The sequence below is a fragment of the Candidatus Kosakonia sp. 282A-S69 genome (assembly GCF_029433855.1).
Lineage (GTDB): Bacteria > Pseudomonadota > Gammaproteobacteria > Enterobacterales > Enterobacteriaceae > Kosakonia > Kosakonia cowanii_A.
In genome coordinates this window covers 2,516,812-2,540,655 of record NZ_JAROAU010000003.1, presented here as the reverse complement: position 1 = coordinate 2,540,655, position 23,844 = coordinate 2,516,812, and the positions used below count along the sequence as shown (strand labels likewise).

Below are 23,844 nucleotides of genomic sequence, written 5' to 3'. Positions count from 1 at the left end.
TGGTCGCAGGTTCGAATCCTGCACGACCCACCAATGTAAAAAAGCGCCCTAAAGGCGCTTTTTTGCTATCTGCGATTCGAAAATTTCCTGCGCTCTTCTTGCCGGATGGTGGCTACGCCTTATCCGGCCTACAACACTTCTCCACACCCGGTTTTTGTAGGCCTGCTAAGCGCAGCGCCAGCAGGCGTTCTGTTTTAGCCTGAACGCACTGCCGGATGGCGGCTACGCCTTATCCGGCCTACAACACCTCTCCGCGCCTGGTTTTCGTAGGCCTGCTAAGCGCAGCGCCAGCAGGCATTCTGTTTTAGCCCTGAACGCACTGCCGGATGGCGGCTACGCCTTATCCGGCCTACAACACTTCTCCGCACCCGGTTTTCGTAGGCCTGCTAAGCGTAGCGCCAGAAGGCAATAATCCACACCACCCACTTCCCACCACGAATAAATTCATCGCGACAATGGTTCTGCAATCGGGTATCTTGTTTAGTATATAAAACAACAGCCGCTCAGCGGACTCTATCCTGGCGCTGTTAGGGTTATCATGTTAAGCACGCAAAACGAGTGAGCACCATGAGCGTAATGTTTGATCCTGAAACCGCAATCTATCCCTTTCCTGCTAAACCCATGCCGTTGAATGCTGCGGAAAAAGCGTTTTACCGCGATAAAATCAAACGTTTGCTGAAAGAGCGCAATGCGGTGATGGTCGCCCACTACTATACCGACCCGGAAATTCAGCAACTGGCAGAAGAGACCGGCGGTTGCATCTCGGACTCGCTGGAGATGGCGCGTTTTGGCGCCCGCCATCCCGCCTCGACGCTGCTGGTCGCGGGCGTGCGTTTTATGGGAGAAACGGCGAAAATCCTCAGCCCGGAAAAAACGATCCTGATGCCCACGCTGGACGCCGAGTGCTCGCTCGACCTGGGTTGCCCCATCGAGTCGTTCAACGCTTTTTGCGACGCGCACCCGGATCGCACGGTGGTGGTCTACGCCAACACCTCAGCGGCGGTAAAAGCCCGCGCCGACTGGGTGGTGACCTCAAGCATTGCGGTAGAGTTAATCGAGCACCTTGATAGCCTCGGTGAAAAAATTATCTGGGCACCGGATCGTCATCTCGGCCATTACGTCCAGCAGCAGACGGGCGCGGATGTGCTCTGCTGGCTGGGGGCGTGTATCGTCCATGATGAATTCAAAACCCAGGCGCTGCGGCGCATGAAAGCGCTCTACCCCAATGCCGCGATACTGGTACACCCGGAGTCACCGCAGGCAGTGGTAGAGTTAGCTGATGCGGTCGGTTCGACCAGCCAGTTGATCCAGGCCGCAAAAACGCTGCCGCACTCGCAGCTGATTGTCGCCACCGACCGCGGTATCTTTTATAAAATGCAGCAGGCCGTGCCGCATAAAGCGCTGATCGAGGCGCCAACGGCTGGCGAAGGGGCGACGTGTCGCAGCTGCGCCCACTGTCCGTGGATGGCGATGAACGGTCTTAAAGCCATTGCCGAAGGGCTGGAGCAGGGCGGAACGGCGCATGAGATAGAGGTGGAGGCCAGCCTGCGTGAACGCGCGCTGCTGCCGCTTAACCGCATGCTCGGTTTTGCGGCTACACTTCGACCTTAACGTTTTCATAGACATCAATGCGTAACACTACGCTCTGGGGAAAGAATGGACTTTTTTAGTACGCAAAACATCCTTGTGCACATTCCGATCGGTGCCGGGGGATATGACCTTTCATGGATTGAAGCCGCAGGCACGCTGGCGGGTTTACTCTGTATCTGGCTCGCCAGCCTTGAGAAAATCAGCAACTACGCCTTTGGTCTGATTAACGTCACGCTCTTCGCCATCATCTTCTTTCAGATCCAGCTCTACGCCAGCCTGCTGCTGCAGCTCTTCTTCTTCGCTGCCAATATCTATGGCTGGTACGCCTGGTCGCGCCAGACCGCGCAAAATGAGTCCGAGTTACACATCCGCTGGTTGCCGCGCCGCAAAGCCCTCGGCTGGCTGGCCGCCTGCGTGGTGGCGATTGGTCTGATGACGCTGTTTATCAACCCGGTCTTCGCGTTCCTGACGCGTATCGCCGTCAACATCATGCAGGCGGTCGGGCTGAACGTAGCGATGCCCACGCTGCAGCCTGATGCTTACCCGTTCTGGGACGCCTGCATGATGGTGCTCTCCATCGTGGCGATGATCCTGATGACGCGCAAATATGTCGAAAACTGGCTGCTGTGGGTGATTATCAACGTGATAAGCGTGGTGATTTTTGCCCGCCAGGGCGTATGGGCAATGTCGCTGGAGTATATGATCCTCACCTTTATTGCCCTGAACGGCAGCCGGATGTGGATCAATAGCGCGCGTGAGCGTGGCTCTCGCGCGCTTTCACGTTAGTGATGATGCCCGTGGTGGTGATCGGCCGTAAGGTCGCCAAGATGGCAGTCTGAGCCGCTACAGGGCTGGTACTCCATCTGCACCGTGGCATGAGCAATCTCATAATGGTGCGCCAGGAAGTGGTGGATCTCGCCGAGCAATTTATCGTGATCGCGCGGCGGGATCACCTGCACATGCAGCGTCATCAGCGGCTTTTCACCTACCTGCCAGACATGCACATGGTGCACATCGCGAATTTCCGGAATGGCGCGGCGTAAATGGCGCTGCAACGCACCGATATCCAGCGAAGCGGGTACCCCTTCCAGCAGTTCATTGACGCTCTCCTTCATCAATTTCCACGCGCTGCGCAGCACTAAAGCAGAAACCAGCACCGACAGAATCGGGTCGATGGGCGTCCAGTTGGTCACCATAATCACGACTGCCGCGACAATCGCGCCAACGGAGCCGAGCAGATCGCCCAGCACATGCAGCGCGGCGGCGCGCACATTGAGGTTCTTCTCTTCACTGCCGCGATGCAGCAGCCAGAAGGAGAGGAGGTTGGCCACAAGGCCAGCGATAGCGATACTCATCATCGTCGCGCCGGCGACCGGCTGCGGATGACTAAAGCGCAGGATCGCCTCCCAGACAATCCATATCGTTATCAGCACCAGCGCAAGGGCGTTGATAAAGGCGGCGAGCGTCGTCAGACGCAGCCAGCCGAAGGTGCGTTTAGCGCTCGGTGGCTGGCGGGCAAACCACACCGCCAGCAGGGCGAAGAGCAGGGCGGCGGCATCCGTGAGCATATGTCCTGCATCGGCCAGTAGTGCCAGCGAGCCGGAAACAATGCCGCCCACCACTTCAATAACCATAAAAACAGCGGTGACCGTAAAGGCCAGCAACAGACGGCGGGCATTGGCATCCGATGAGCCATGCGAGTGATCGTGCGCCATGATGGGATCTATCCTTTTAACCGTTGAGAAAACGCCTACATCATTGCAGATTTTAAGTTTTAAGGAATAAAAAAGGAGAGCCTCGGCTCTCCTTCTTCACTTCAGCATCACGCCTTACTGGGTGGTGCCATCCGTTTTGGTGTTCACTTCGCTGTTGTCACCGCTACCGGTTTCAACTTTTTTATTCACGTCCGGGCAACGACCATCTTTACACATGGTGTTTTTGTGCACTTCCTCTTTGCTCATATGGCCAGATTTATGATCCATCTGCGTAGAGGTGGAATTGGTATTGGTGTTGCCGGTATTGATGTTGCTGTTATCAACATTGCCTGGTGCCACATTCTGTTTCGCGTCAGGTGCAACCTGGCCTGCATTCGCCGCTGCGTTCGCATCGCCGTTGCTGCTGCTGGAAGAAGATGCGTCTGCTGCATACGCTGCGCCGCCTGCCAGAGTCAGTGTGGTGGTCAGTAAAAGCGTCGCTAATTTATTCATTTTCATCATGATGCTCCTGTGCTGGTCGTCTAATGCCGCGCGGGACATCGGCAGAATATGCGCGAACCCATCGCACGCTCAGTGGTGAAAGATGCCATACGTGCCATAAGTAGCAGCATGGAATAACGAAAAAATGTAAAACAAAGGTATTTACAGTTAAAAAGTGTAGTCGGGATGTGGCGACTTGCTACTTTTCCCACCACTTTCGCTGGATTCCAGGAATTATCCGGGTGAAGTGTAAAATCGCGTTTACACTTCGCAGCAAGCGAGATAGATTGGTCAGATTGCTTTTCTTCATAAAAACGTGTTCAAACTGGAAAGATCATGACTTATCAGAACGACGATTTACGCATTAAAGAGATCAATGAGTTACTCCCTCCTGTCGCGCTGCTTGAAAAATTCCCCGCTACCGAAACCGCTGCCAGAACGGTCTCTCAGGCTCGCCGAGCCATTCATCAAATCCTGCGCGGCAACGATGACCGCCTGCTGGTGGTGATCGGCCCCTGCTCCATTCATGATCCCGTAGCGGCAAAAGAGTATGCTGCCCGCCTGCTGGCACTGCGTGACGAACTGAAGGGTGAGCTGGAAATCGTTATGCGCGTCTATTTTGAAAAACCGCGCACCACCGTTGGCTGGAAAGGGTTGATTAACGATCCGCATATGGATAACAGCTTCCGCATTAATGACGGCCTGCGCATTGCGCGCAAACTGCTGCTGGAGATCAACGACAGCGGGCTGCCCGCGGCGGGTGAGTTCCTCGATATGATCACCCCGCAATATATGGCGGATTTGATGAGCTGGGGCGCGATTGGCGCGCGTACCACCGAATCCCAGGTGCACCGTGAACTCGCCTCCGGCCTCTCTTGCCCGGTCGGTTTTAAAAACGGTACCGACGGCACCATTAAAGTGGCGATTGACGCCATTAACGCCGCAGGCGCGCCGCACTGCTTCCTCTCCGTGACCAAGTGGGGTCACTCAGCCATCGTCAACACGGCGGGTAACGGTGATTGCCACATCATCCTGCGCGGCGGCAAAGAGCCGAACTACAGCGCGAAGCATGTCGCCGACGTGAAAGCTGGCCTGGAAAAAGCGGGCTTACCGGCGCAGGTGATGATTGATTTCAGCCATGCAAACTCCAGCAAACAGTTCAAAAAACAGATGGAAGTGAGTGCCGATGTCTGCCAGCAGATCGCGGGCGGTGACAAGGCGATTATGGGCGTGATGATTGAGAGCCACCTGGTGGAAGGCAACCAGAGCCTTGAGAGCGGCGATGCGCTGGTTTATGGCAAAAGCGTGACCGATGCCTGTATCGGCTGGGAAGATACCGACGCGGTGCTGCGCCAATTAGCGCAAGCGGTAAAAGCGCGTCGCGGTTAACCGCTTTTTTCGTTGTTGGCCGGATAAGGCGCAGCCGCCATCCGGCAATGTAAGGCAGCAAAAAGCCCGGTAGCGCGAGGCTTACCGGGCTTGGGAATGCAAGCCGGGCATCAATAATGTCCGGCTTTTTTTATTACTTCGCTTTACCCTGGTTTGCTACCGCAGCAGCTTTCGCGGCGATCTCATCCGCGTTGCCCAGATAGTAATGCTTAATCGGTTTGAAGTTTTCATCGAACTCATATACCAGCGGTACGCCGGTCGGAATATTCAGTTCGAGGATCGCTTCTTCGCTCATGTTGTCGAGGTATTTCACCAGCGCGCGCAGTGAGTTACCGTGCGCGGCAATGATCACGCGCTCGCCGCTTTTCAGGCGCGGCAGAATGGTTTCGTTCCAGTAAGGGATCACGCGATCGATGGTCAGCGCCAGGCTTTCGGTCAGCGGCAGCTCTTGCTCGCTCAGTTTCGCATAGCGCGGATCGTGGCCCGGGAAACGCTCATCATCTTTGGTCAGTGCCGGCGGGGTAACGGCGAAGCCGCGACGCCACTGTTTAACTTGCTCATCACCATATTTTTCAGCGGTTTCTGCTTTGTTCAGACCCTGCAACGCGCCGTAGTGACGTTCGTTCAGTTTCCAGCTCTTCTCAACCGGCAACCATGCCTGATCCAGTTCGTCCAGCACGTTCCACAGCGTGTGGATGGCACGTTTCAGCACAGAGGTATAAGCAAAATCAAACGCGTAGCCTTCAGCTTTCAGCAGTTTGCCTGCTGCTTTCGCTTCGCCAACGCCTTTCTCTGACAGATCAACATCGTACCAACCGGTGAAGCGGTTTTCGTTGTTCCACTGGCTTTCGCCATGACGAACCAGAACCAGCTTAGTAACAGCCATACACTTACTCCTGTGAGCCTGATTTAATGATAACGATTCTCATTGTATTGCCGAAGCGCACTGCCCGGCAACGATTACCCTTAACCATAGCGAAAATAGGCGCAGAGTGTAAGCTGCTTGTGAATCAAGGGTTATTGTTTTGAGGATAAGTGGCGCATATTTCAGCAAAAAGGGTAAAAAAAAGCCCTCCAGGGGGAGGGCTTACACTCAGAGCGGAATAAAGTGATACTCCGTCCGGCTGACATACTCGTCGCCAGGTTGCAGCGTACAATCCGGCTGCGGGAAGTCCGGGCGGTTCGGGCTGTCGGGCAAAAACTCGCTCTCCAGCGCCAGGCCCTGCCATGCGCTGTAGGTTTTTCCGCCGCGCGCAGGCGTCCCTTCCAGGTAGTTGCCAGAGTAGAACTGCAGCGCAGGCGCGGTGGTATAGACCGACATTTGCAGCTGCCTATCCGTCGACCACAGGTGCGCCGCAGGCGTATTCACATCCCCCTGCGCCTGCAGTAAAAAGGCGTGATCGTAACCTTTCACCACCTGCTGATCCTCATCGCTGAGGAACTCTTCCGCCACGGTTTTTGGGGTACGGAAATCAAAACTGGTCAGCGCCACCTTTTTCAGATCGCCGGTCGGAATACCCATCTCGTCCACCGGCAGATAGGCATCGGCCAGCAGCTGCAAGGTATGGTTGCGGACATCACCCTGCTCGCCATCGAGGTTGAAATAGGCGTGGTTGGTCAGGTTGACCGGGCAGGGCTTGTCGGTGGTCGCACGATACTCAATGGTGATGCGGTTATCATCACCGAGACGGAAATGCGCCGTGGCGTTTACCGTTCCCGGATAGCCCTGATCGCCATCCGGCGAAGTGAGGGAGAAGAGCACTTCGCTGTCATTCTGGCGCTCAATGCGCCAGCGGCGTTTATCAAACCCTTCCGGGCCGCCATGCAGCTGGTTTTCACCCTGGCTTGGGGTCAGCGACCAGCTCTCACCATCAAGAGTAAAGCGGCTCTTCGCAATGCGGTTCGCATAACGCCCAATCGACGCGCCGAGATAGGCGGTCTGCTCCCAGTAGTGCTCCGGCGTCGCGCAGCCGAGCAGCGCTTCGCGTACGCTGCCATTTTTCATCGGCACGCGCGCAGAGAGCAGCGTCGCGCCCCAGTCCATTAAGCTCACTACCATCCCGGCGCTGTTGCGCAGGGTGATCAGTCGTACCGGCAGCCCATCGGGTGCTACCGCAGGCGTTTCATTTAGCACTGTCCTGCCCCCTGAGAAGGTTTACACACGTAGAAGGTCTCTTTGATGCCGGTTTTCGCTTCATACTGGCTCTCAACCGCCTGTTTGACCTCCGGCACCAACGCTTGTGGCACCAGCGCAACGACGCAGCCACCGAAGCCGCCGCCGGTCATGCGCACGCCGCCTTTATCACCGATGGTCGTTTTCACAATCTCGACCAGCGTATCGATTTGCGGCACGGTGATTTCGAAGTCGTCGCGCATGGAGGCATGCGACTCTGCCATCAGTTCGCCCATGCGCTGCAGGTCGCCTTTCTCCAGCGCCGCAGCCGCTTCCACAGTGCGGGCATTTTCAGTCAGCACATGGCGCACACGCTTAGCGACCAGCGGATCGAGCTCATTCGCCACGGCGTTGAACTGATCGAGGCTGACATCACGCAGTGCTTTTTGCTGGAAGAAGCGCGCGCCGGTTTCGCACTGCTGGCGGCGGGTATTGTATTCGCTGCCCACCAGTGTGCGTTTGAAGTTACTGTTAATGATGACAATCGCCACGCCTTCCGGCATGGAAACCGCTTTGGTGCCGAGCGAGCGGCAGTCGATCAGCAGCGCGCTGCCTCTCTTGCCAAGGGCAGAGATGAGCTGATCCATAATGCCGCAGTTACAGCCAACAAACTGATTCTCCGCTTCCTGACCGTTGAGCGCGATCTGCGCGCCGTCCAGCGGCAGATGATAAAGCTGCTGGAAAACAGTACCGACCGCCACTTCCAGCGAGGCAGACGAACTCAAGCCCGCGCCCTGAGGCACATTGCCGCTGATGACCAGATCCGCGCCGCCGAAGCTGGCATCACGTTGTTGCAGATGTTTCACCACGCCGCGCACATAGTTGGACCACTGCTGGCTGTCGTGCGCCACAATCGGTGCATCGAGCGAAAACTCATCACGCTGGTTGTCGTAATCGGCAGCGACCACGCGCACCGTGCGATCGTCGCGCGCTTTGCAGCTGATCACCGTCTGGTAATCGATGGCGCAGGGCAGCACAAAGCCGTCGTTGTAGTCAGTATGTTCGCCAATCAGGTTGACGCGGCCCGGGGCCTGGATGGTGTGGGTGGCAGGGTAGCCGAATGTCTCAGCAAACAGGGCGTCTGTTCTCTCTTTCAGGCTCATTGTTATTCTCCGGATTCGCGAAAATGGATATCACTGACCGCGCGCAGGCGTTCGGCCGCTTGTTCGGCGGTGAGATCGCGCTGGGTTTCGCCGAGCATCTCGTAGCCGACCATAAATTTACGCACCGTGGCGGAGCGCAGTAGCGGCGGGTAGAAGTGCGCATGCAACTGCCAGTGGGCGTTATCCTCGCCATTAAACGGCGCGCCGTGCCAGCCCATCGAGTAGGGGAAGGAGCACTGGAACAGGTTGTCGTAGCGGCTGGTCAGTTTTTTCAGCGCCAGCGCCAGATCGCTGCGCTGCGCGTCGGTTAACTCGATAATGCGCTGAACGGCGGCTTTCGGCAGCAGCAGCGTTTCAAACGGCCAGGCGGCCCAGTAGGGCACCACCGCCAGCCAGTGCTCTGTCTCCACCACCGTTCGGCTGCCATCTTTCAGCTCGCGCTGCGCATAATCAAGCAGCATCGGCGAGCGGTGTTCGGCAAAGTAAACTTTCTGCAGGCGATCTTCGCGCTCGGCTTCATTAGGCAGGAAGCTGTTAGCCCACACTTGCCCGTGCGGATGCGGGTTAGAGCAGCCCATCGCCGCGCCTTTGTTCTCAAACACCTGGATCCACGGGTAGGTTTTCCCCAGCTCAGCGGTCTGCTGCTGCCAGGTTTTCACCACCTCCTCCAGCGCCGCCACGCTCAGCTCCGGCAGCGTTTTGCTGTGATCCGGCGAGAAGCAGATAACCCGGCTGGTGCCGCGCGCGCTCTGGCTGCGCATCAGCGGGTCGTTACTCTCTGGCGCATCCGGCGTGTCGGTCATCAGCGCCGCAAAGTCGTTAGTAAAGACATAGGTGCTGGTGTAGTCGGGGTTTTTATCCCCGGTGACACGGGTATTGCCCGGACAGAGGAAACAGTCCGGATCGTGCGCAGGCAGCGTCTGTTTGGACGGCGTCTCCTGCGCCCCTTGCCAGGGGCGTTTCGCACGGTGCGGAGAGACCAGAATCCACTGATCCGTCAGCGGATTGTAGCGGCGATGCGGGTGATCGACCGGGTTAAATTGCGTCATTACCACTCCTGTTAATCGGGATAGCCCTGCGGATGGCGTGACTGCCAGCGCCAGGTATCTTCTGCCATTTCATCAAGGGTGCGTGTTACGCGCCAGTTGAGCTCTTTATCGGCTTTGGTGGCGTCCGCCCAGTAGGCTGGCAGATCGCCGTCGCGGCGCGGCGCGTAGTGCCAGGCGATAGGTTTGCCGCAGGCTTTGCTGAAGGCATTAATCACATCAAGCACGCTGCTGCCGACGCCGGCGCCAAGGTTATAGGTATGGACGCCCGGTTTGCCTGCCAGTTGCTGCATGGCGGCAACGTGGCCGTCGGCCAGATCCATCACGTGGATATAGTCGCGCACGCCGGTGCCATCTTCAGTGGGGTAGTCATTGCCGAACACCGCCAGCGATTCTCGGCGGCCTACCGCCACCTGGGCGATATAGGGCATCAAGTTGTTCGGAATGCCCTGCGGATCTTCACCCATATCGCCTGACGGATGCGCGCCCACCGGGTTGAAGTAGCGCAGCAGCGCAATGCTCCACTCTGGCTGCGCTTTCTGCAGGTCGGTGAGGATCTGTTCAACCATCAGTTTGCTTTTGCCGTACGGGCTTTGCGGGGTGCCGGTCGGGAAGCTCTCAACATAGGGGATTTTTGGCTGGTCGCCATACACCGTTGCCGAGGAGCTGAAGATAAAGTTCTTCACGTTGGCGGCGCGCATGGCGTTAATCAGGCGCAGCGTACCGTTGACGTTGTTGTCGTAATACTCCAGCGGCTTGGCAACGGATTCGCCGACGGCTTTCAGCCCGGCGAAGTGGATCACTGCTTCGATGGCGTGATCGTGCAGGATCTCGGCCAGCAGCGCTTCATCACGGATATCGCCCTCAACGAAGAGCGCGCGTTTGCCGCCGAAGCGCTCAATCTGGTTGAGTACGCTGCGCTTACTGTTGCAGAGGTTGTCGAGGATAATAACGTCATGACCGTTTTGCAGCAGTTGCACGCAGGTGTGGCTTCCTATGTAACCGCTACCACCAGTGACCAGAACTCGCATATTTGACTCCATCAAGCATTTGATATGAATTAACCTTAGCATAACAGAGCGGCTGAAAGTGTGACATGGGATAAAATAGTGGAATCGTTTACACTGATTTTTCAACCGCCCGCAATGCCGCATCAACACCGGAACAGCCGCGTATTTACCGGGCTGCGCCGATGAGTGTGATTAGTCTGAAAATGACGTCACTGCGCTGCAGCGACGCAGAGAGGTCAGCGAAAGCTGGCCAGCGCCCCGTGGAGGTTATAGGTCATCAGGGAGAGCCAGGCAATCAGCCCAAAGTACAAAAGGGTATATTCCAGACGTTTGCCAGGGTTAAGTGCGGTCAAATTGGGCGTTTCTTTGCGCCGGGCCCAGATCTGCGAAGCCGCCAGCAGGCAGACAATCAGCAGCAGCGGACTGGGATGCAGGTAAAAGAAACCGAGCAGCAGCGGAATACCGAGATACCAAATCTTGCGCGAAATGGCGACGGTAATGCGCCCGCCATCAAGGGGGGGAACCGGGATCAGGTTAAAAAGATTGAGGAAAAAGCCGGCGTAAGCCACCGCCATCAGCATCGAACTGTCGTAGTACTCCGCCAGGTAGTAGCAGCCCAGCGCGGCAAGGGAGCCGAGCAGGGGACCGGCGATACCGACCCAGGCCTCCGTCTCCGCATCCGGAAACTCCTCTTTCAGCGCCACCCACGCACCAACGAAAGGGATAAACATCGGCAGACCCACCGGTAAGTTGCGCTGGCGAGCCGCAAGATAGTGGCCAAGTTCATGACAAAACAGCAGCACCACCAACCCGGTGGCGTAGGGCCAGCCGAAGGCCAGCGCATAGGTCGCCACCGACAGCAGCATCGTCCCCCCGGAAAGCAGCAGCTTACCGAGGGTTGCGCCCTTAAACAGCAGAAACAGCAGCTTCATGCTTATTCGACGATCTTAGATTTATCGTCTTTTTTGCGGAACAGCAGCTTCTTGATGCCAACACCCGCGCCCGCCAGCGCAATCAGCGCCAGTTTCCAGAACTTCAGCAGCGTGACGCCGATAATCGCCAGCAGACCGAGTTTTTTCGCCGCCAGGCCACCGATCAGCGCCGCCAGGCCATACTCGGCGATCTTGTCGGTAGAGGCGTTGAAGTCGCTATACTTTTTGCCGTCGTTGAAGGTGACGGCGTTAAGCAGGGTTTTCGCCAGCGGCTTCTCTTGCTCCACGGTGCCGCGATCGGTCACCAGGTTCAGCGAGAGATACCCTTCACGGCCGAGCAGGTAGGTGTTGTAGTTCACGCCTTGCTCTTTCAGCGGTACGTTACTGCCGATATCGCGAATGGCAGCAGACCAGATCAGGCGATGCGTTGCCGCGTCATAGCTCGGCTTCTCTACCCAGCCGACCACTTCAATGGGCGGGATGCCTTTCTCGCTGCGCATCTTGTTGCCCTCTTTGGTCCCTTCCTGCAGATTGCTCAGCAGTTCAGCCGCGTCCCAGTCTTTGGCATCGTCATCTTTGATATAACCCGCATCGTCATACTCAATAGAGACGAAGCCGGAGATCGCATCATTGAACACCAGCCCGTAAAAGGCGCTTTCATCAACGTGGTTGCCCAGTTCACGCATAAACACCGCCGCCTGCTGCGGGGGAATATAGGTAAAACCGGCCGGGAGATTGAGCACCGCCTGGTTACCCAGAGTGACTTTATGCGGACCCGGCACGCTGACGCGCTGCATGTTCTCGACGGCCTGGTTGATTTTTGCTTCGTTCGCGGAAGCAGCATCCGGTGCCGTCTCTTCGGCAAAACCCAGCGTGCTGAAACCAAAACAGAGCGCCGCAACCAGCGTAAGGGCGCGGGGGAGGGAGAGATATTGAGTCATAAAGGTCCCGTTTATATTGACCCGTCGTCCATCGGCGGGCTTTTTTCTTGCCATAACAAAAACTGGCCGCGGATAACGGGGGCGTCATCAGCAAGCCAGTAAGCGATCATTATTTTTTTTACGCGTAAATGCGCGCGCACTATTACAGCACACAGCCAGGAGGCGAAGCAGCCCCCCAATTATTGTGGTGTTAAGGCGTAGCGGTAGCCCTCACCGTCGGCAATAAACGCCAACCGGTGGGTGATGCAGGCGGGCGCGTCGGCGGCGTGGTGGGAGACAAACAGCAACTGGGTTTCTCCTTCGCCGATCAGCACATCGATAAAGCGGCGCACCAGCTGGCGGTTGAGCGGGTCCAGCCCCTGCAACGGCTCATCAAGGATCAGTAGCGTCGGGTGTTTAACCAGCGCGCGAACAATCAGCGCCAGCCGCTGCTGCCCCCAGGAGAGACTGTGAAACGGCGCGTCGGCGGTGCGGGCATCGAAGCCCATAATCTCGAGCCACTGCTGCGCCAGTTTGTGCTGCTTATCGGAGACCGCCTGGTAGATGCCAATCGAGTCAAAATAGCCGGAGAGGATCACATTGCGCAGCGTGGTGCTGACGCGGTAATCGAGATGCAGGCTGCTGCTGACATAGCCAATATGTTTTTTGATATCCCAGACAGTCTCACCGCTGCCGCGACGGCGGCCAAACAGGGTTAAATCGTTGCTGTAGCCCTGCGGATGATCGCCGGTAATCAGGCTCAGCAGCGTCGATTTCCCTGCGCCGTTCGGGCCGGTTATCTGCCAGTGTTCTCCCGGATTCACCCGCCAGGAGAGATGATTAATGATTGGCCGGTCATCATAAGAGACCACGCCGTCGTTAAGCACAATCAGCGGTGCGGTGGGATCAAGCGTCGCGCGGGCGGGCGCTGCATCCGGCTTTGGCAGCGCCATGCCGCTCAAGCGCTCGCTGTGCGCCAGTTGAGCAATCAGCGCCTGCTGAAGCAGGGTCTCTTTCTCGCCGGTCTGCGTCAGGGCACAATCCGCCAGCACGCCTGCATGCTGAACAAACGCCGGGATCTCATCGAAGCGGTTAAGCACCAGCACCAGCGTGTAGCCATCGGTATTGAGGCGGGCGAGCAACTGAGCGAGCTGCTGGCGGGAGTCAACATCCAGCCCGTCAAACGGTTCATCAAGAATAAGTAGCTCCGGCTGCGTCATCAGCGCCTGGCAGAGCAGGGTTTTGCGGGTCTCGCCGGTCGAGAGGTATTTAAAGCGCCGCTCAAGCAGATGAGTGATGCCAAACTGCGCCGCCAGCGCCGCGCAGCGCGACGGATCTTTGACCTCATCCTGGATGATATCAGCGGTGGTGCGCCCGGTATCCTCTTCGCCCGGCGAGAGCATATCGGTGTTATTACGCTGCCACTCTTCGCTGACCAGCTTTTGCAGCTGCTCAAAGGAGAGGCGAGTCAGACGGGTGAAGTGGCACTGGCGCTCGCCGTTAAGCAGCGTCAGCTCTCCCGCCAGCGCGCGGGCCAGCGCCGATTTGCCGCTGCCGTTGGCACCGACAAAGGCCCAGCTCTCACCGGCCTGCAGGCGGAGATCTTCAAGATGCAGCGTGCGGGTGTCGCTAAGACGAAACGTACCTTGCGAAATTTGCAATGACGACATGATATATCCCAGGTTTTGCAGCACAGAAACTCAGGGATACGTGCAATGGCCCGGCTTGTCAATGGCCTCAGCACAACGTGGCGAGAATCACCCGATCGGCATTAAAAAATGCCGTCACCTGCTGCTGTTCCTGCATATCCTTCACCTGGGCGTTCGGCACCGTGGCGCAAAGCAGCTGGCCATCCGGCAGGGTAATGAGTACCTCACTCTGCACGTCGCCGTGCTCAATATGGGCAATCGCGCCGGTAATCTGGTTATCAGCCTGCGCCGCAAGCCGCGCATCGCAGGTCAGGTTAACCCACGGTGCTTTCAGCAGCACCAGCACCTCTTTGCCCGCTTCCAGCCCTAAACGTTCAGCGCTTTGCGCCGTGACCGCCGCGTTAAGGCGGGTCTGCCCGTCTGCCAGCAACACCTCAACATGCTGCTGCACCTGCTGGTGGCCGCGGGAGGTGATGGTGCCGAACCACTGATTGCGGGTGCTGGTTTGCAGGGAGAAGCGTGAAATAGCCGCCAGCAGGCTGTCGAGCGGCAGGGCGTCATCATCGCTCAGCACATCAAAGGCTTTTTGCTGGATCTGCCCCAGCAGATCGTAAAGCTGAATCAGACGCTGCCCGTAGCGCGTCACCACCGCGCCGCCGCCACCTTTGCCGCCGGTCGCGCGCTCAACCAGCGTCTGCTCGCTGAGCTGATTCATCTCATTGATGGCGTCCCACGCGCTCTTGTAGCTGATCCCGGCGTTCTTCGCGCCCTGGCTGATGGATCCAGTTTGCTCAATCTGTTTAAGCAGAGCGATGCGCCGCGGGTCAGCGAAGAGGCGCTGCTGGAGTTTAAGAGTAAGGAGAATTTCAGCCTGCATGACGCACTTCCCTCGCAAAAGGGCTATTGTGAAGGAAAAGCGACGACGCGCCTAGTGCCGGGCAATCGCACAAAAGGCGAGTGTTTTACAGAGTGTTCAGGCTAGAATGCCGCATTCTCACTTTCTGGAGACGACCATGTTAGAGCTGTTGAAAAGCCTGGTTTTTGCCGTGATTATGGTGCCAGTGGTTATGGCGATTATCCTCGGCCTGATTTATGGCCTTGGTGAAGTGTTTAACGTTTTTTCCGCCGTTGGACACCGCGAAAAGCGCCGCGATATCACCACCCCATCGCGCTAATCCCTTCCCAAACGCCCACTTTGTGGGCGTTTCGCTCTCTGCCATTCAAGATCTTTTCTCTTTCTGCCGATATAGTTAGGTAGGTTTTAATTATTGATGGGTATTTCCGGCCCGCTGTCATTCTCTGATACTATCGTTATGTTTTTTTTTATATAACGAAAATGAGGAGTAGAAGATGGCACATACAGGGCGACGTCTGCTGGTCGGCGCAACATTGACACTTGCCGTGGCAGGGCAGGCGGTGGCGCAAGAGGGGAAAATCACCGTTTTTGCCGCCGCCTCGTTGACCAATGCGATGCAGGATATTGCCGCAGCGTATACCAAAGAGAAGCAGGTAAAGGTGGTCTCTTCGTTCGCCTCCTCTTCGACGCTGGCCCGCCAGATTGAAGCGGGCGCGCCGGCAGATCTCTTTATCTCTGCCGATCAGAAGTGGATGGATTACGTGGTCGAGAAAAAAGCGGTGGATAGCGCGAGCCGTGAAACCCTGCTCGGCAATAACCTGGTGGTCGTTGCGCCGAAAAGCAGCGCGCAGGGCGAGATTAAGATTGATGCGAAAACCGACTGGAACAGCCTGCTGAAAGGCGGCCGTCTGGCGGTGGGCGATCCGGATCATGTCCCGGCCGGGATTTACGCCAAAGAGGCGTTGCAAAAACTGGGTGCCTGGGAAACCCTCTCGCCGAAACTGGCGCCTGCGGAGGATGTTCGCGGCGCGCTGGCGCTGGTGGAGCGCAGCGAAGCGCCGCTAGGCATCGTCTACGGCTCTGACGCGGTGGCCAGCAAAGGGGTGAAAGTAGTAGGCACCTTCCCGGAAGAGTCGCATAAAAAAGTGGAATACCCGCTGGCGATTATCGATGGCCATAAAAACGCAACCGTAAGCGCATTTTATGACTATCTGAAAGGCCCGCAGGCTTCTGAAATCTTTAAACGTTACGGATTTACAACGCACGAATGATATTGACCGATCCCGAATGGCAGGCTGTTCTGCTGAGCCTTAAAGTCTCTTCCCTGGCGGTACTACTCAGTTTGCCCTTTGGGATCTTCTTTGCCTGGCTGCTGGTACGCCGCACCTTTCCTGGCAAAGCGCTGCTCGACAGCGTGCTGCATCTGCCGCTGGTGCTGCCGCCGGTGGTGGTCGGTTATCTGCTGCTGATTGCGATGGGCCGCCGTGGTTTCATCGGTCAGTGGATCGATGACTGGTTTGGGATCACCTTCGCCTTCAGCTGGCATGGCGCGGTATTAGCCGCCGCGGTGATGTCCTTCCCGCTGATGGTGCGCGCTATTCGCCTCGCGCTGGAGAGCGTCGATACCAAACTCGAACAGGCTGCCCGCACACTGGGCGCCGGTCGCTGGCGCGTCTTTTTCACCATCACCTTACCGCTCACCCTGCCGGGGATTATTGTCGGCACGGTGCTGGCCTTTGCCCGCTCCCTCGGCGAGTTTGGCGCCACCATTACCTTCGTCTCCAATATTCCGGGTGAAACCCGCACCATTCCCTCTGCCATGTACACCTTAATTCAGACGCCGGGGGGCGAGAGTGCCGCCGCGCGCCTGTGCATTATTTCGATTATTCTGGCGCTGATCTCACTGCTGATTTCAGAATGGCTGGCGCGCGTGAGCCGCGAACGGACGGGGAGATAACCGATGCTGGAGCTTAATTTCACCCAGACGCTGGGCACCCACCAGTTACGTATCGCCGAAACACTGCCCGCCAGCGGCATCACCGCTATCTTCGGCGTTTCGGGCGCGGGGAAAACTTCACTTATCAACGCCATCGGCGGACTGACGCAGCCACAAGAGGGGCGCATCGTGCTTAACGATCGCGTGCTGTTCGATACCGAACGCAGGGTGTGTCTGCCGCCGGAAAAGCGCCGCGTCGGCTATGTTTTCCAGGATGCGCGCCTCTTTCCGCACTACAGCGTGCGTGGCAATCTGCGCTACGGCATGGCGAAATCGATGGCCGGTCAGTTTGATAAGCTGGTGGCGCTGCTCGGCATAGAGCCGCTGCTCGATCGGCTGCCCGGCGGCCTCTCCGGCGGAGAAAAGCAGCGCGTGGCGATTGGCCGCGCGTTATTGACCGCGCCGGAGCTGATGCTGCTGGATGAACCGCTGGCCTCGCTGGATATTCCGCGTAAGCGCGAACTGCTCCCCTATCTGCAACGGCTGGCGCAGGAGATCAATATCCCGATGCTCTACGTCAGCCACTCGCTGGATGAGATCCTGCATCTGGCGGATAAAGTGATGGTGCTGGAAGCGGGCGAAGTGAAAGCTTTTGGCAGCCTCGAAGATGTGTGGGGCAGCAGCGTGATGAACCCCTGGCTGCCGTCGGAGCAGCAGAGCAGCGTGCTGAGGGTGCTGGTGCTGGAACACCATCCGCACTACGCAATGACCGCGCTGGCTCTGGGCGATCAGCATATCTGGGTCAATAAGATTGACCGGCCGCTGAAAAGCGCGCTGCGTATCCGCATTCAGGCCACCGATGTGTCGCTGGTGCTCCAGCCGCCGATGAACACCAGCATCCGCAATATTCTGCGCGCCAAAATCGTGCAGTGTTTCGATGTTGACGGGCAGGTGGAGGTGCAGCTGGATGTTGGCGGAAGAACGCTCTGGGCGCGCATCAGCCCCTGGGCGCGGGATGAGCTCAGTATCAAACCCGGCCAGTGGCTTTACGCCCAAATCAAAAGCGTGTCGATCACCGCCTGATTAGAGCAGCGCTTTATAGATAAATTGGGCGATGCTATCGACAGTGTTATCGCCAATCACCATATCCGCATGGGCCTTGACCGCATCGTCGGCATTGCCCATCGCCACGCCGGTGCCTGCGGCCTGTAGCATACTGATGTCGTTATAGTTGTCGCCGAAAGCTACAACATCCTGCATCGATAAGCCCTGCGCGGCGACCCATTCGGCAAGCCGTTTGCCTTTGCTGTTACCGGCGCGGGCGATATCCACCTGGTCATGCCAGGACCATTCGCACTCCAGCCCTAATGTCTGCTCAACATGGTGCGCGAAGTGTTTCAGCTTGCCGGTATCTTCATCGGTGAGGGCGAATTTCCAGATAGCCTCCACCTCTGTGGCGGCGGCGCGCAGGGAGTCAACCTGCTGGAATACCGGGCGCTGCTCGGGCGGCAGCGCTTCGGCCCACGCGGTGGTGCGCAGCACATGGCCGGTCGGCTTTTCATACAGCATGGCGTTATCGACATACATCAAGCCATGCACCTGATACTCCTCCAGCAGGGCGATCAACTGTTGCGCCTGGTTAACCGGCAGCGGATCGGCGGCGAGCACCTTTTTTGCATGATAATCATACAAATAGGTGCCATTACAACAAATTGCAGGTGTATCCAGCGCCAGTGCCTGATAAAAAGGGTGGATAGCGACATGGTGCCGACCGGTCACGATAATGGGCAGATGCCCGGCGGCTTTTGCGCGTGCTAACGCTTCAAGGGAAGAGGGCAGAAGCGTCTTCTTCGGGGTTAAAAGCGTACCGTCTAAATCGAGTGCTATTACGCGCGAGGTCATATCGTTTCCCGTGGTTGAAGGTGAAATTTCATGTCCGGGGATGGTACACCCCGTCGCCGCATGTGCAAAATCTGAGGGCGAAATTCAGCATCAAGCCGCAAAAACGGCTATCCTGGTTACTTAACGCAGAGAAGAATTAGAGGAAAGGAGTGTTCATGAAACAGACCGTTTATACCGCCAGCCCCGAAAGTCAGCAGATCCACGTCTGGCGTTTGAATTCCGAAGGCAACCTGACGCTGGTGCAGGTTGTCGATGTGCCAGGCCAGGTGCAGCCGATGGTGATTAGCCCGGATAAACGTTACCTCTACGTTGGCGTTCGCCCTGAATTTCGCGTCCTTGCGTACCGTATCTCCCCTGACGATGGCGCACTGACGTACGCTGCGGAGGCGCCGCTCTCCGGCAGCCCGACCCATATCTCCACCGATCACAGCGGGCGTTTCCTGTTTAGCGCCTCCTACAATGCGGGCAGCGTCAGCGTCGTGCGCCTTAATGATGGCATTCCGGGCGAGACCGTACATCTTGAAGAGGGGCTGGAAGGGTGCCACTCGGCCAATATTTCCCCGGACAACCGCACGCTGTTTGTGCCGGCCCTGAAGCAGGATCGCATCTGTCTCTTTACCGTCGGCGAAACGGGCGCGCTGAGCGCGCAGGAGCCGTCGGAAGTGACCACCGTTGAGGGCGCAGGCCCACGTCATATGGCCTTCCACCCGAATAAGCGTTTTGCCTACTGCATTAACGAACTCAACAGCAGCGTCGATGTCTGGCAGCTGAGCGATCCGCATGGCAAAACCGAATGCGTGCAGACCGTTGATATGATGCCGCCGGACTTTACCGATACCCGCTGGGCGGCAGATATCCATATCACGCCGGATGGTCGCCACCTCTATGCCTGCGACCGCACCTCCAGCACCCTGACCATCTTCAGCGTGTCGGAAGATGGCAGCGTTATCGCCATTGAGGGCTTCCAGCCGACTGAAACCCAGCCGCGTGGCTTCAATATCGATAACAGCGGGAAATACCTGATTGCCGCCGGGCAGAAATCCCACCACATTGCGCTGTATGAGATTAGCGGCGCGCAGGGGCTGCTGGCGGAAAAAGCGCGTTACGCCGTGGGCCAGGGCCCAATGTGGGTAGTCATTAACGCCATGTAATAACCAGGCCTTTACTGGCATAAAAAAACCTCGCCGTGGCGAGGTTTTTTGTTATGAGCGCTGAGTTACTTCTTCGGCTCGGCAACCACTTTGCTGCCGAGGCCGCGGTTGTTGAACTCCCAGAAGCGGTTGAACTTCGCATCGTTCAGATCGCGCTGGATGTTGCCTTTATCATCCGCAGTGCCGGTATTGCCAGCATAGGCGCGGCCCGATACGGCGGCATCGCCCCACGGTTTCGCGACGTTAAAGCCTTCGTTAATCACGCTATCGCGGATCACGGTCTGGCCGTTGGTGCTGCTGTCGATATCCAGCGAGCGCCCCAGCTGCGCGACACCGTTTCCGGCGGCGGTAAAGCGGCTGTTCACGGCGAGGAAACCGTAATAGAGGTTCGACAGGGTCGACGGTGCGAAGACATAGCCTGCCTGCTGAGTACGCGAGTTGACCACGCGGAAGTCGGTATTATCAAACACCACCGCGCCGCGCCCGGAGACAATATCCACATCGCCTTCCAGGTAGCTGTTGGTCACCAGCGTGCGGGTCTGGCGATCGCTACGCAGGGTGTTATCCACGCCGCTGTTGGTCACAAAGAAGGTGTTCTGGCGACCGAGGATATTGACGTTGTTGATCTGCACTTTATCGCCATCGCTACGCAGCGCCACCGCCTGGTGGTTGCCGGCATCGACGCTGTCGCCGAGGGTGTTCTGAATCGTCAGGTTCTGCAGTTGCAGACCGTTGTTCTGCGACCAGACAACGGCGGAGCACATCACGCCAACGGTTGCCGCGCGGCTGCGCTGGCAGGCATCAAACATATACCACGCCGGTTTGCCCGGCATATATTTGCCCGATGGATTGACCAGACGACGCCAGCTGGTCGGGTCCATTTCAGAATCGATCGCCTGGCCGATCTTCACATCCGCCGCTTTTTCACCGGTACCGTAAATGGTCACGCTGCCCGAGGCCGCAGGCACATAGACCGTGCCTTCATATTCACCCGGCATCACCGCAATGTACTGGCGGTCGCTGGCGTGTTTGTTAATCGCAGCGTCAACCGCAGCCTGAATGGTGGTGTGGGTGACACCCGCCGTACCGGCCGGCCCGACCACGAAATCTGCTTTTTCCGGCACGCGGATGGCGTAAGGTTTCCACGCGGCGCTGTTGGCCGCCAGCGGGGTGAAGTAGCGATCGGCGGTGAAGTTTTTCGCTTCAGCTTCACTCAAAATTGGGCGCGAAGAGGTACCCGGCGCAGTTTGTTCAGAGGGACGCTCAGAGGGCGGTGTCGAGCTACAGGCGGTCAGTGTCACGCCAAAAGCGAGCGCCAGCGCCAGACGGGAAACCGATGATGTGTTCAAGGGGTGCTCCAGACTATGCAAGTTAAAGGGGATAGCGTAATGCCTGCTTTTTTATACTAAGTTGAGCGAAACGGGAAGCCGATTTGTTAAATCGGCTGTAAAACCCCGGCTTTTAGCTGAAAAGAGCGGTGAGAGTGGCGCTGCCGAGGGTGTGAAAATGGACATTAAAGCCGACCATCGCTCCGCTGGCGCTCTCGTCGATATCGAGTTTCTCCACGTCCAGCGCGTGTACGGTAAAGATATAGCGGTGGGTTTCGCCCTTTGGCGGTGCCGCGCCGCCATAACCTGCGCTGCCGAAATCGGTGCGCGTCTGCACGCACCCTTCCGGTAACGCGGCGCTGCCGGAGCCGGCACCCTGCGGCAGCACGCGGGTATCCGCCGGCAGGTTGGCTACAATCCAGTGCCACCAGCCGGAGCCGGTGGGAGCGTCAGGATCAAAGCAGGTGACGACAAAGCTTTTGGTGCCCGCAGGCACCTCGTCCCACGTCAGATGGGGCGAAATATTATCGCCCGTATAGCCCATACCGTTAAAAACGTGACGCAGCGGCAACTTCTCGCCGTCACGAAAATTATGGCTGAGTAGCTTCATACGACCTCCTTACTTAGCGATGCAGTAACTTCAGCAACTCTTGCGCTGTGGCTGCGGAGGACGCCGGGTTTTGGCCGGTGACCAGATGGCCATCGGTGACCACATGTACGCCCCAGTCATCGGTACGCTCGAACTGCCCGCCCGCCTGTTTCAGCGCCTCTTCCACCAGGAACGGCACCACTTTCGTTAAGCCAACCGCCTCTTCTTCGCTGTTGGTAAAACCGGTGACGCGCTTACCCTGCACCAGCGGCGTGCCGTCCGGTTTCTTCGCATGGCGCAGTACGCCCGGCGCGTGGCAGACCGCAGCGACCGGTTTTCCCCCGACCCAATATTTTTCAATCAGATCGATGGAGATCGGATGTTCAGCCAGATCCCACAGCGGGCCGTGGCCGCCCGGGAAAAAGACCGCGTCATAATCGCTGATGTCGATGCTGCTCAGGGGGAGGGTGTTCGCCAGCGCCTGCTGCGCTTTTTCATCTTTACGAAAACGCTCGGTATCCTGCGTCTGCGCATCTGGCGCATCGCTGGTCGGGTCGAGCGGCGGCTGTCCGCCCGCCGGAGAGGCGAGCACCACCTCTACGCCTGCATCCTGAAAGATGTACCAGGGGGCGGCAAACTCTTCGAGCCAGAAACCCGTTTTCTTACCGGTATCGCCGAGGGTGTCATGCGACGTCAGAACCATCAGAATTGCCATATATCCTCCATGTTTCAGGTCAGTAACCCAAAAGTGTAGTGCATCTTTTACGCCTCGTCGGCGAAGAGATCCGCGCGCAGCACGGCGGCATTCACCGCTTTCGTCAGGCGCGACAGCTGCGCAGGGGTGATGATATAGGGTGGCATCAGGTAGATAAGGCGACCAAACGGGCGGATCCACACCCCCTGCCCGACAAAGAAGCGCTGTAGCGCCGCCATATTGACCGGTGAGCGGGTCTCCACCACGCCAATCGCCCCGAGAATCCGCACATCCGCGACGCTTGCAGCCTCTGCGGCAGGGGCCAGCTCCGCCTTCAGCTGCGCTTCGATGGCGGCAACCTGCGCCTGCCACTCGCCGCGCTGCAAAATCACCAGGCTGGCGGTTGCCGCCGCGCAGGCCAACGGGTTGCCCATAAAGGTTGGCCCGTGCATAAAGCAGCCCGCCTCGCCGTTGCTGATGGTCTCGGCTATCTCGCGGGTGGTCAGCGTGGCGGAGAGGGTCATGGTGCCGCCGGTCAGCGCTTTACCCAGGCAGAGAATATCTGGCGTGATCCCCGCATGCTCGCAGGCGAAAAGCTTGCCGGTGCGGCCAAAACCGGTGGCGATCTCATCGGCGATCAGCAGGATCCCTTCACGATCGCACATCTTACGGATTCGCTTCAGCCACTCGGGATGGTAGATGCGCATGCCGCCCGCGCCCTGCACAATCGGCTCAAGGATAATGGCGGCGATCTCATGGCGATGGGCGGCCAGAATGCGCGCAAATGCCACCATATCGTGTTCGTCAAACTCGCCGCCAAAACGGCTCTGCGGCGCGGGTGCAAAGAGGTTTTCTGGCAGGTAGCCTTTCCACAAACTGTGCATTGAGTTGTCGGGATCGCACACCGACATCGCACCGAACGTGTCGCCGTGGTAGCCGTTGCGGAAGGTAAGAAAGCGCTGCCGGGATTCGCCCTTTGCCTGCCAGTATTGCAGCGCCATCTTCATCGCCACTTCCACCGCCACCGAACCGGAGTCGGCGAGAAAGACGCACTCCAGCGCCTCAGGCGTCATCGCCACCAGCTTGCGACAGAGCGCCACGGCCGGGGCGTGGGTAATACCGCCAAACATCACGTGAGAGACGGCATCGATCTGCGTTTTCATCGCGGCGTTCAGCGCCGGATGCCCATAGCCGTGGATCGCCGCCCACCAGGAGGACATTCCGTCAACCAGGCTTTCGCCGCTGGCGAGATGCAGCTCGCAACCCTGCGCGGACGCGACCGGGTAGACGGGGAGGGGGGCAGTCATGGAGGTGTAGGGATGCCAGATATGGCTCCGATCAAAAGCTAAATCGTCCTGGGTCATAATCGACTTGTAAACCA

General features: G+C 57.9%; 25 protein-coding genes. 9 read left to right on the top strand and 16 right to left on the bottom strand.

Annotation, left to right across the window (positions count from 1 at the left end; translation table 11 throughout):
• The 3 genes from PU683_RS17690 to pnuC all read left to right on the top strand — a co-directional run.
• The coding region (locus tag PU683_RS17690) for a hypothetical protein (protein ID WP_277173784.1) at positions 1-203 on the top strand (203 nt) is incomplete at its 5' end.
• A 364-nt stretch (positions 204-567) separates the two neighbouring features.
• On the top strand, positions 568-1,611 hold the full coding sequence (gene nadA, locus PU683_RS17685; protein ID WP_277173782.1) for a quinolinate synthase NadA: 1,044 nt from the start codon (positions 568-570) through the stop codon (positions 1,609-1,611).
• Between the two features lie 45 nt (positions 1,612-1,656).
• Positions 1,657-2,376 carry a nicotinamide riboside transporter PnuC gene (gene pnuC / locus PU683_RS17680; RefSeq protein ID WP_277173780.1) on the top strand — a complete coding sequence of 240 codons (720 nt, stop codon included), beginning with the start codon at positions 1,657-1,659 and terminating at the stop codon, positions 2,374-2,376.
• Here pnuC and zitB read toward each other — a convergent pair.
• Positions 2,373-3,305 (bottom strand): CDF family zinc transporter ZitB, encoded by a 933-nt coding sequence (zitB, locus tag PU683_RS17675; RefSeq protein WP_277173778.1) that lies wholly within the window; start codon positions 3,303-3,305, stop codon positions 2,373-2,375. The genes pnuC and zitB overlap by 4 nt on opposite strands.
• Before the next feature lie 114 nt (positions 3,306-3,419).
• Positions 3,420-3,803, bottom strand: coding sequence for a YbgS-like family protein (locus PU683_RS17670; protein WP_277174324.1), 384 nt, complete (start codon positions 3,801-3,803; stop codon positions 3,420-3,422).
• A gap of 318 nt (positions 3,804-4,121) precedes the next feature.
• Here PU683_RS17670 and aroG point away from each other — a divergent pair, with 318 nt between their 5' ends.
• On the top strand, positions 4,122-5,174 hold the full coding sequence (aroG, locus tag PU683_RS17665) for a 3-deoxy-7-phosphoheptulonate synthase AroG (RefSeq protein ID WP_277173776.1): 1,053 nt from the start codon (positions 4,122-4,124) through the stop codon (positions 5,172-5,174).
• Between the two features lie 133 nt (positions 5,175-5,307).
• Here the strand turns inward: aroG and gpmA are convergent, their stop codons facing one another.
• The 9 genes from gpmA to modE form a co-directional block, all read right to left on the bottom strand.
• Positions 5,308-6,060 (bottom strand): 2,3-diphosphoglycerate-dependent phosphoglycerate mutase, encoded by a 753-nt coding sequence (gpmA, locus tag PU683_RS17660; protein WP_277173774.1) that lies wholly within the window; start codon positions 6,058-6,060, stop codon positions 5,308-5,310.
• A gap of 207 nt (positions 6,061-6,267) precedes the next feature.
• Positions 6,268-7,308 (bottom strand): galactose-1-epimerase, encoded by a 1,041-nt coding sequence (gene galM / locus PU683_RS17655; protein ID WP_277173772.1) that lies wholly within the window; start codon positions 7,306-7,308, stop codon positions 6,268-6,270.
• Positions 7,302-8,450: a galactokinase gene (gene galK / locus PU683_RS17650; RefSeq protein ID WP_277173770.1), complete on the bottom strand. Its 1,149-nt coding sequence runs from the start codon at positions 8,448-8,450 to the stop codon at positions 7,302-7,304. Before galK ends, galM begins: the two co-directional genes overlap by 7 nt.
• Positions 8,451-8,452: 2 nt before the next feature.
• Entirely contained in the window at positions 8,453-9,499 is a 1,047-nt protein-coding gene (galT, locus tag PU683_RS17645; RefSeq protein WP_277173768.1) for a galactose-1-phosphate uridylyltransferase, read from the bottom strand.
• Positions 9,500-9,510: 11 nt separating this feature from the next.
• On the bottom strand, positions 9,511-10,527 hold the full coding sequence (gene galE, locus PU683_RS17640; protein WP_277173766.1) for a UDP-glucose 4-epimerase GalE: 1,017 nt from the start codon (positions 10,525-10,527) through the stop codon (positions 9,511-9,513).
• 215 nt (positions 10,528-10,742) lie between these two features.
• Positions 10,743-11,438 carry a site-2 protease family protein gene (locus tag PU683_RS17635; protein WP_277173764.1) on the bottom strand — a complete coding sequence of 232 codons (696 nt, stop codon included), beginning with the start codon at positions 11,436-11,438 and terminating at the stop codon, positions 10,743-10,745.
• 2 nt (positions 11,439-11,440) lie between these two features.
• Positions 11,441-12,379 carry a DUF2167 domain-containing protein gene (locus tag PU683_RS17630; protein ID WP_277173762.1) on the bottom strand — a complete coding sequence of 313 codons (939 nt, stop codon included), beginning with the start codon at positions 12,377-12,379 and terminating at the stop codon, positions 11,441-11,443.
• 179 nt (positions 12,380-12,558) lie between these two features.
• Positions 12,559-14,028 carry a molybdate ABC transporter ATP-binding protein ModF gene (gene modF, locus PU683_RS17625; RefSeq protein WP_277173760.1) on the bottom strand — a complete coding sequence of 490 codons (1,470 nt, stop codon included), beginning with the start codon at positions 14,026-14,028 and terminating at the stop codon, positions 12,559-12,561.
• Positions 14,029-14,095: 67 nt separating this feature from the next.
• Complete coding sequence (modE, locus tag PU683_RS17620; protein WP_277173758.1) at positions 14,096-14,884, bottom strand: molybdenum-dependent transcriptional regulator; 789 nt, start codon at positions 14,882-14,884, stop codon at positions 14,096-14,098.
• Positions 14,885-15,020: 136 nt separating this feature from the next.
• On the opposite strand from modE, the gene PU683_RS17615 reads away from it, so the two are divergent.
• From PU683_RS17615 to modC, 4 genes are all read left to right on the top strand, one after another.
• The gene (locus PU683_RS17615) at positions 15,021-15,182 is read left to right on the top strand and encodes an AcrZ family multidrug efflux pump-associated protein (RefSeq protein WP_277173756.1); all 162 of its coding nucleotides are present in this window, start codon (positions 15,021-15,023) and stop codon (positions 15,180-15,182) included.
• Between the two features lie 175 nt (positions 15,183-15,357).
• Positions 15,358-16,134, top strand: a complete 777-nt coding sequence (modA, locus tag PU683_RS17610) for a molybdate ABC transporter substrate-binding protein (protein ID WP_277173754.1) — start codon at positions 15,358-15,360, stop codon at positions 16,132-16,134.
• Positions 16,131-16,820 carry a molybdate ABC transporter permease subunit gene (gene modB, locus PU683_RS17605; RefSeq protein WP_277173752.1) on the top strand — a complete coding sequence of 230 codons (690 nt, stop codon included), beginning with the start codon at positions 16,131-16,133 and terminating at the stop codon, positions 16,818-16,820. The genes modA and modB overlap by 4 nt, the downstream gene beginning before the upstream one ends.
• 3 nt (positions 16,821-16,823) lie before the next feature.
• Entirely contained in the window at positions 16,824-17,882 is a 1,059-nt protein-coding gene (gene modC, locus PU683_RS17600) for a molybdenum ABC transporter ATP-binding protein ModC (protein ID WP_277173750.1), read from the top strand.
• Here modC and PU683_RS17595 read toward each other — a convergent pair whose 3' ends face one another.
• The gene (locus PU683_RS17595) at positions 17,883-18,701 is read right to left on the bottom strand and encodes a pyridoxal phosphatase (RefSeq protein WP_277173748.1); all 819 of its coding nucleotides are present in this window, start codon (positions 18,699-18,701) and stop codon (positions 17,883-17,885) included.
• 155 nt (positions 18,702-18,856) lie between these two features.
• Here PU683_RS17595 and pgl point away from each other — a divergent pair, with 155 nt between their 5' ends.
• Entirely contained in the window at positions 18,857-19,852 is a 996-nt protein-coding gene (gene pgl / locus PU683_RS17590; protein ID WP_277173746.1) for a 6-phosphogluconolactonase, read from the top strand.
• A 65-nt stretch (positions 19,853-19,917) separates the two neighbouring features.
• Here pgl and PU683_RS17585 read toward each other — a convergent pair whose 3' ends face one another.
• From PU683_RS17585 to bioA, 4 genes are all read right to left on the bottom strand, one after another.
• Positions 19,918-21,201 carry a putative acyl-CoA thioester hydrolase gene (locus PU683_RS17585; RefSeq protein ID WP_277173744.1) on the bottom strand — a complete coding sequence of 428 codons (1,284 nt, stop codon included), beginning with the start codon at positions 21,199-21,201 and terminating at the stop codon, positions 19,918-19,920.
• A 112-nt stretch (positions 21,202-21,313) separates the two neighbouring features.
• On the bottom strand, positions 21,314-21,790 hold the full coding sequence (locus tag PU683_RS17580) for a kinase inhibitor (protein WP_277173742.1): 477 nt from the start codon (positions 21,788-21,790) through the stop codon (positions 21,314-21,316).
• Positions 21,791-21,803: 13 nt separating this feature from the next.
• Positions 21,804-22,484, bottom strand: a complete 681-nt coding sequence (locus PU683_RS17575) for a type 1 glutamine amidotransferase domain-containing protein (RefSeq protein ID WP_277173741.1) — start codon at positions 22,482-22,484, stop codon at positions 21,804-21,806.
• Between the two features lie 47 nt (positions 22,485-22,531).
• Positions 22,532-23,827: an adenosylmethionine--8-amino-7-oxononanoate transaminase gene (bioA, locus tag PU683_RS17570; protein ID WP_277173739.1), complete on the bottom strand. Its 1,296-nt coding sequence runs from the start codon at positions 23,825-23,827 to the stop codon at positions 22,532-22,534.
• Positions 23,828-23,844: the final 17 nt, after the last annotated feature.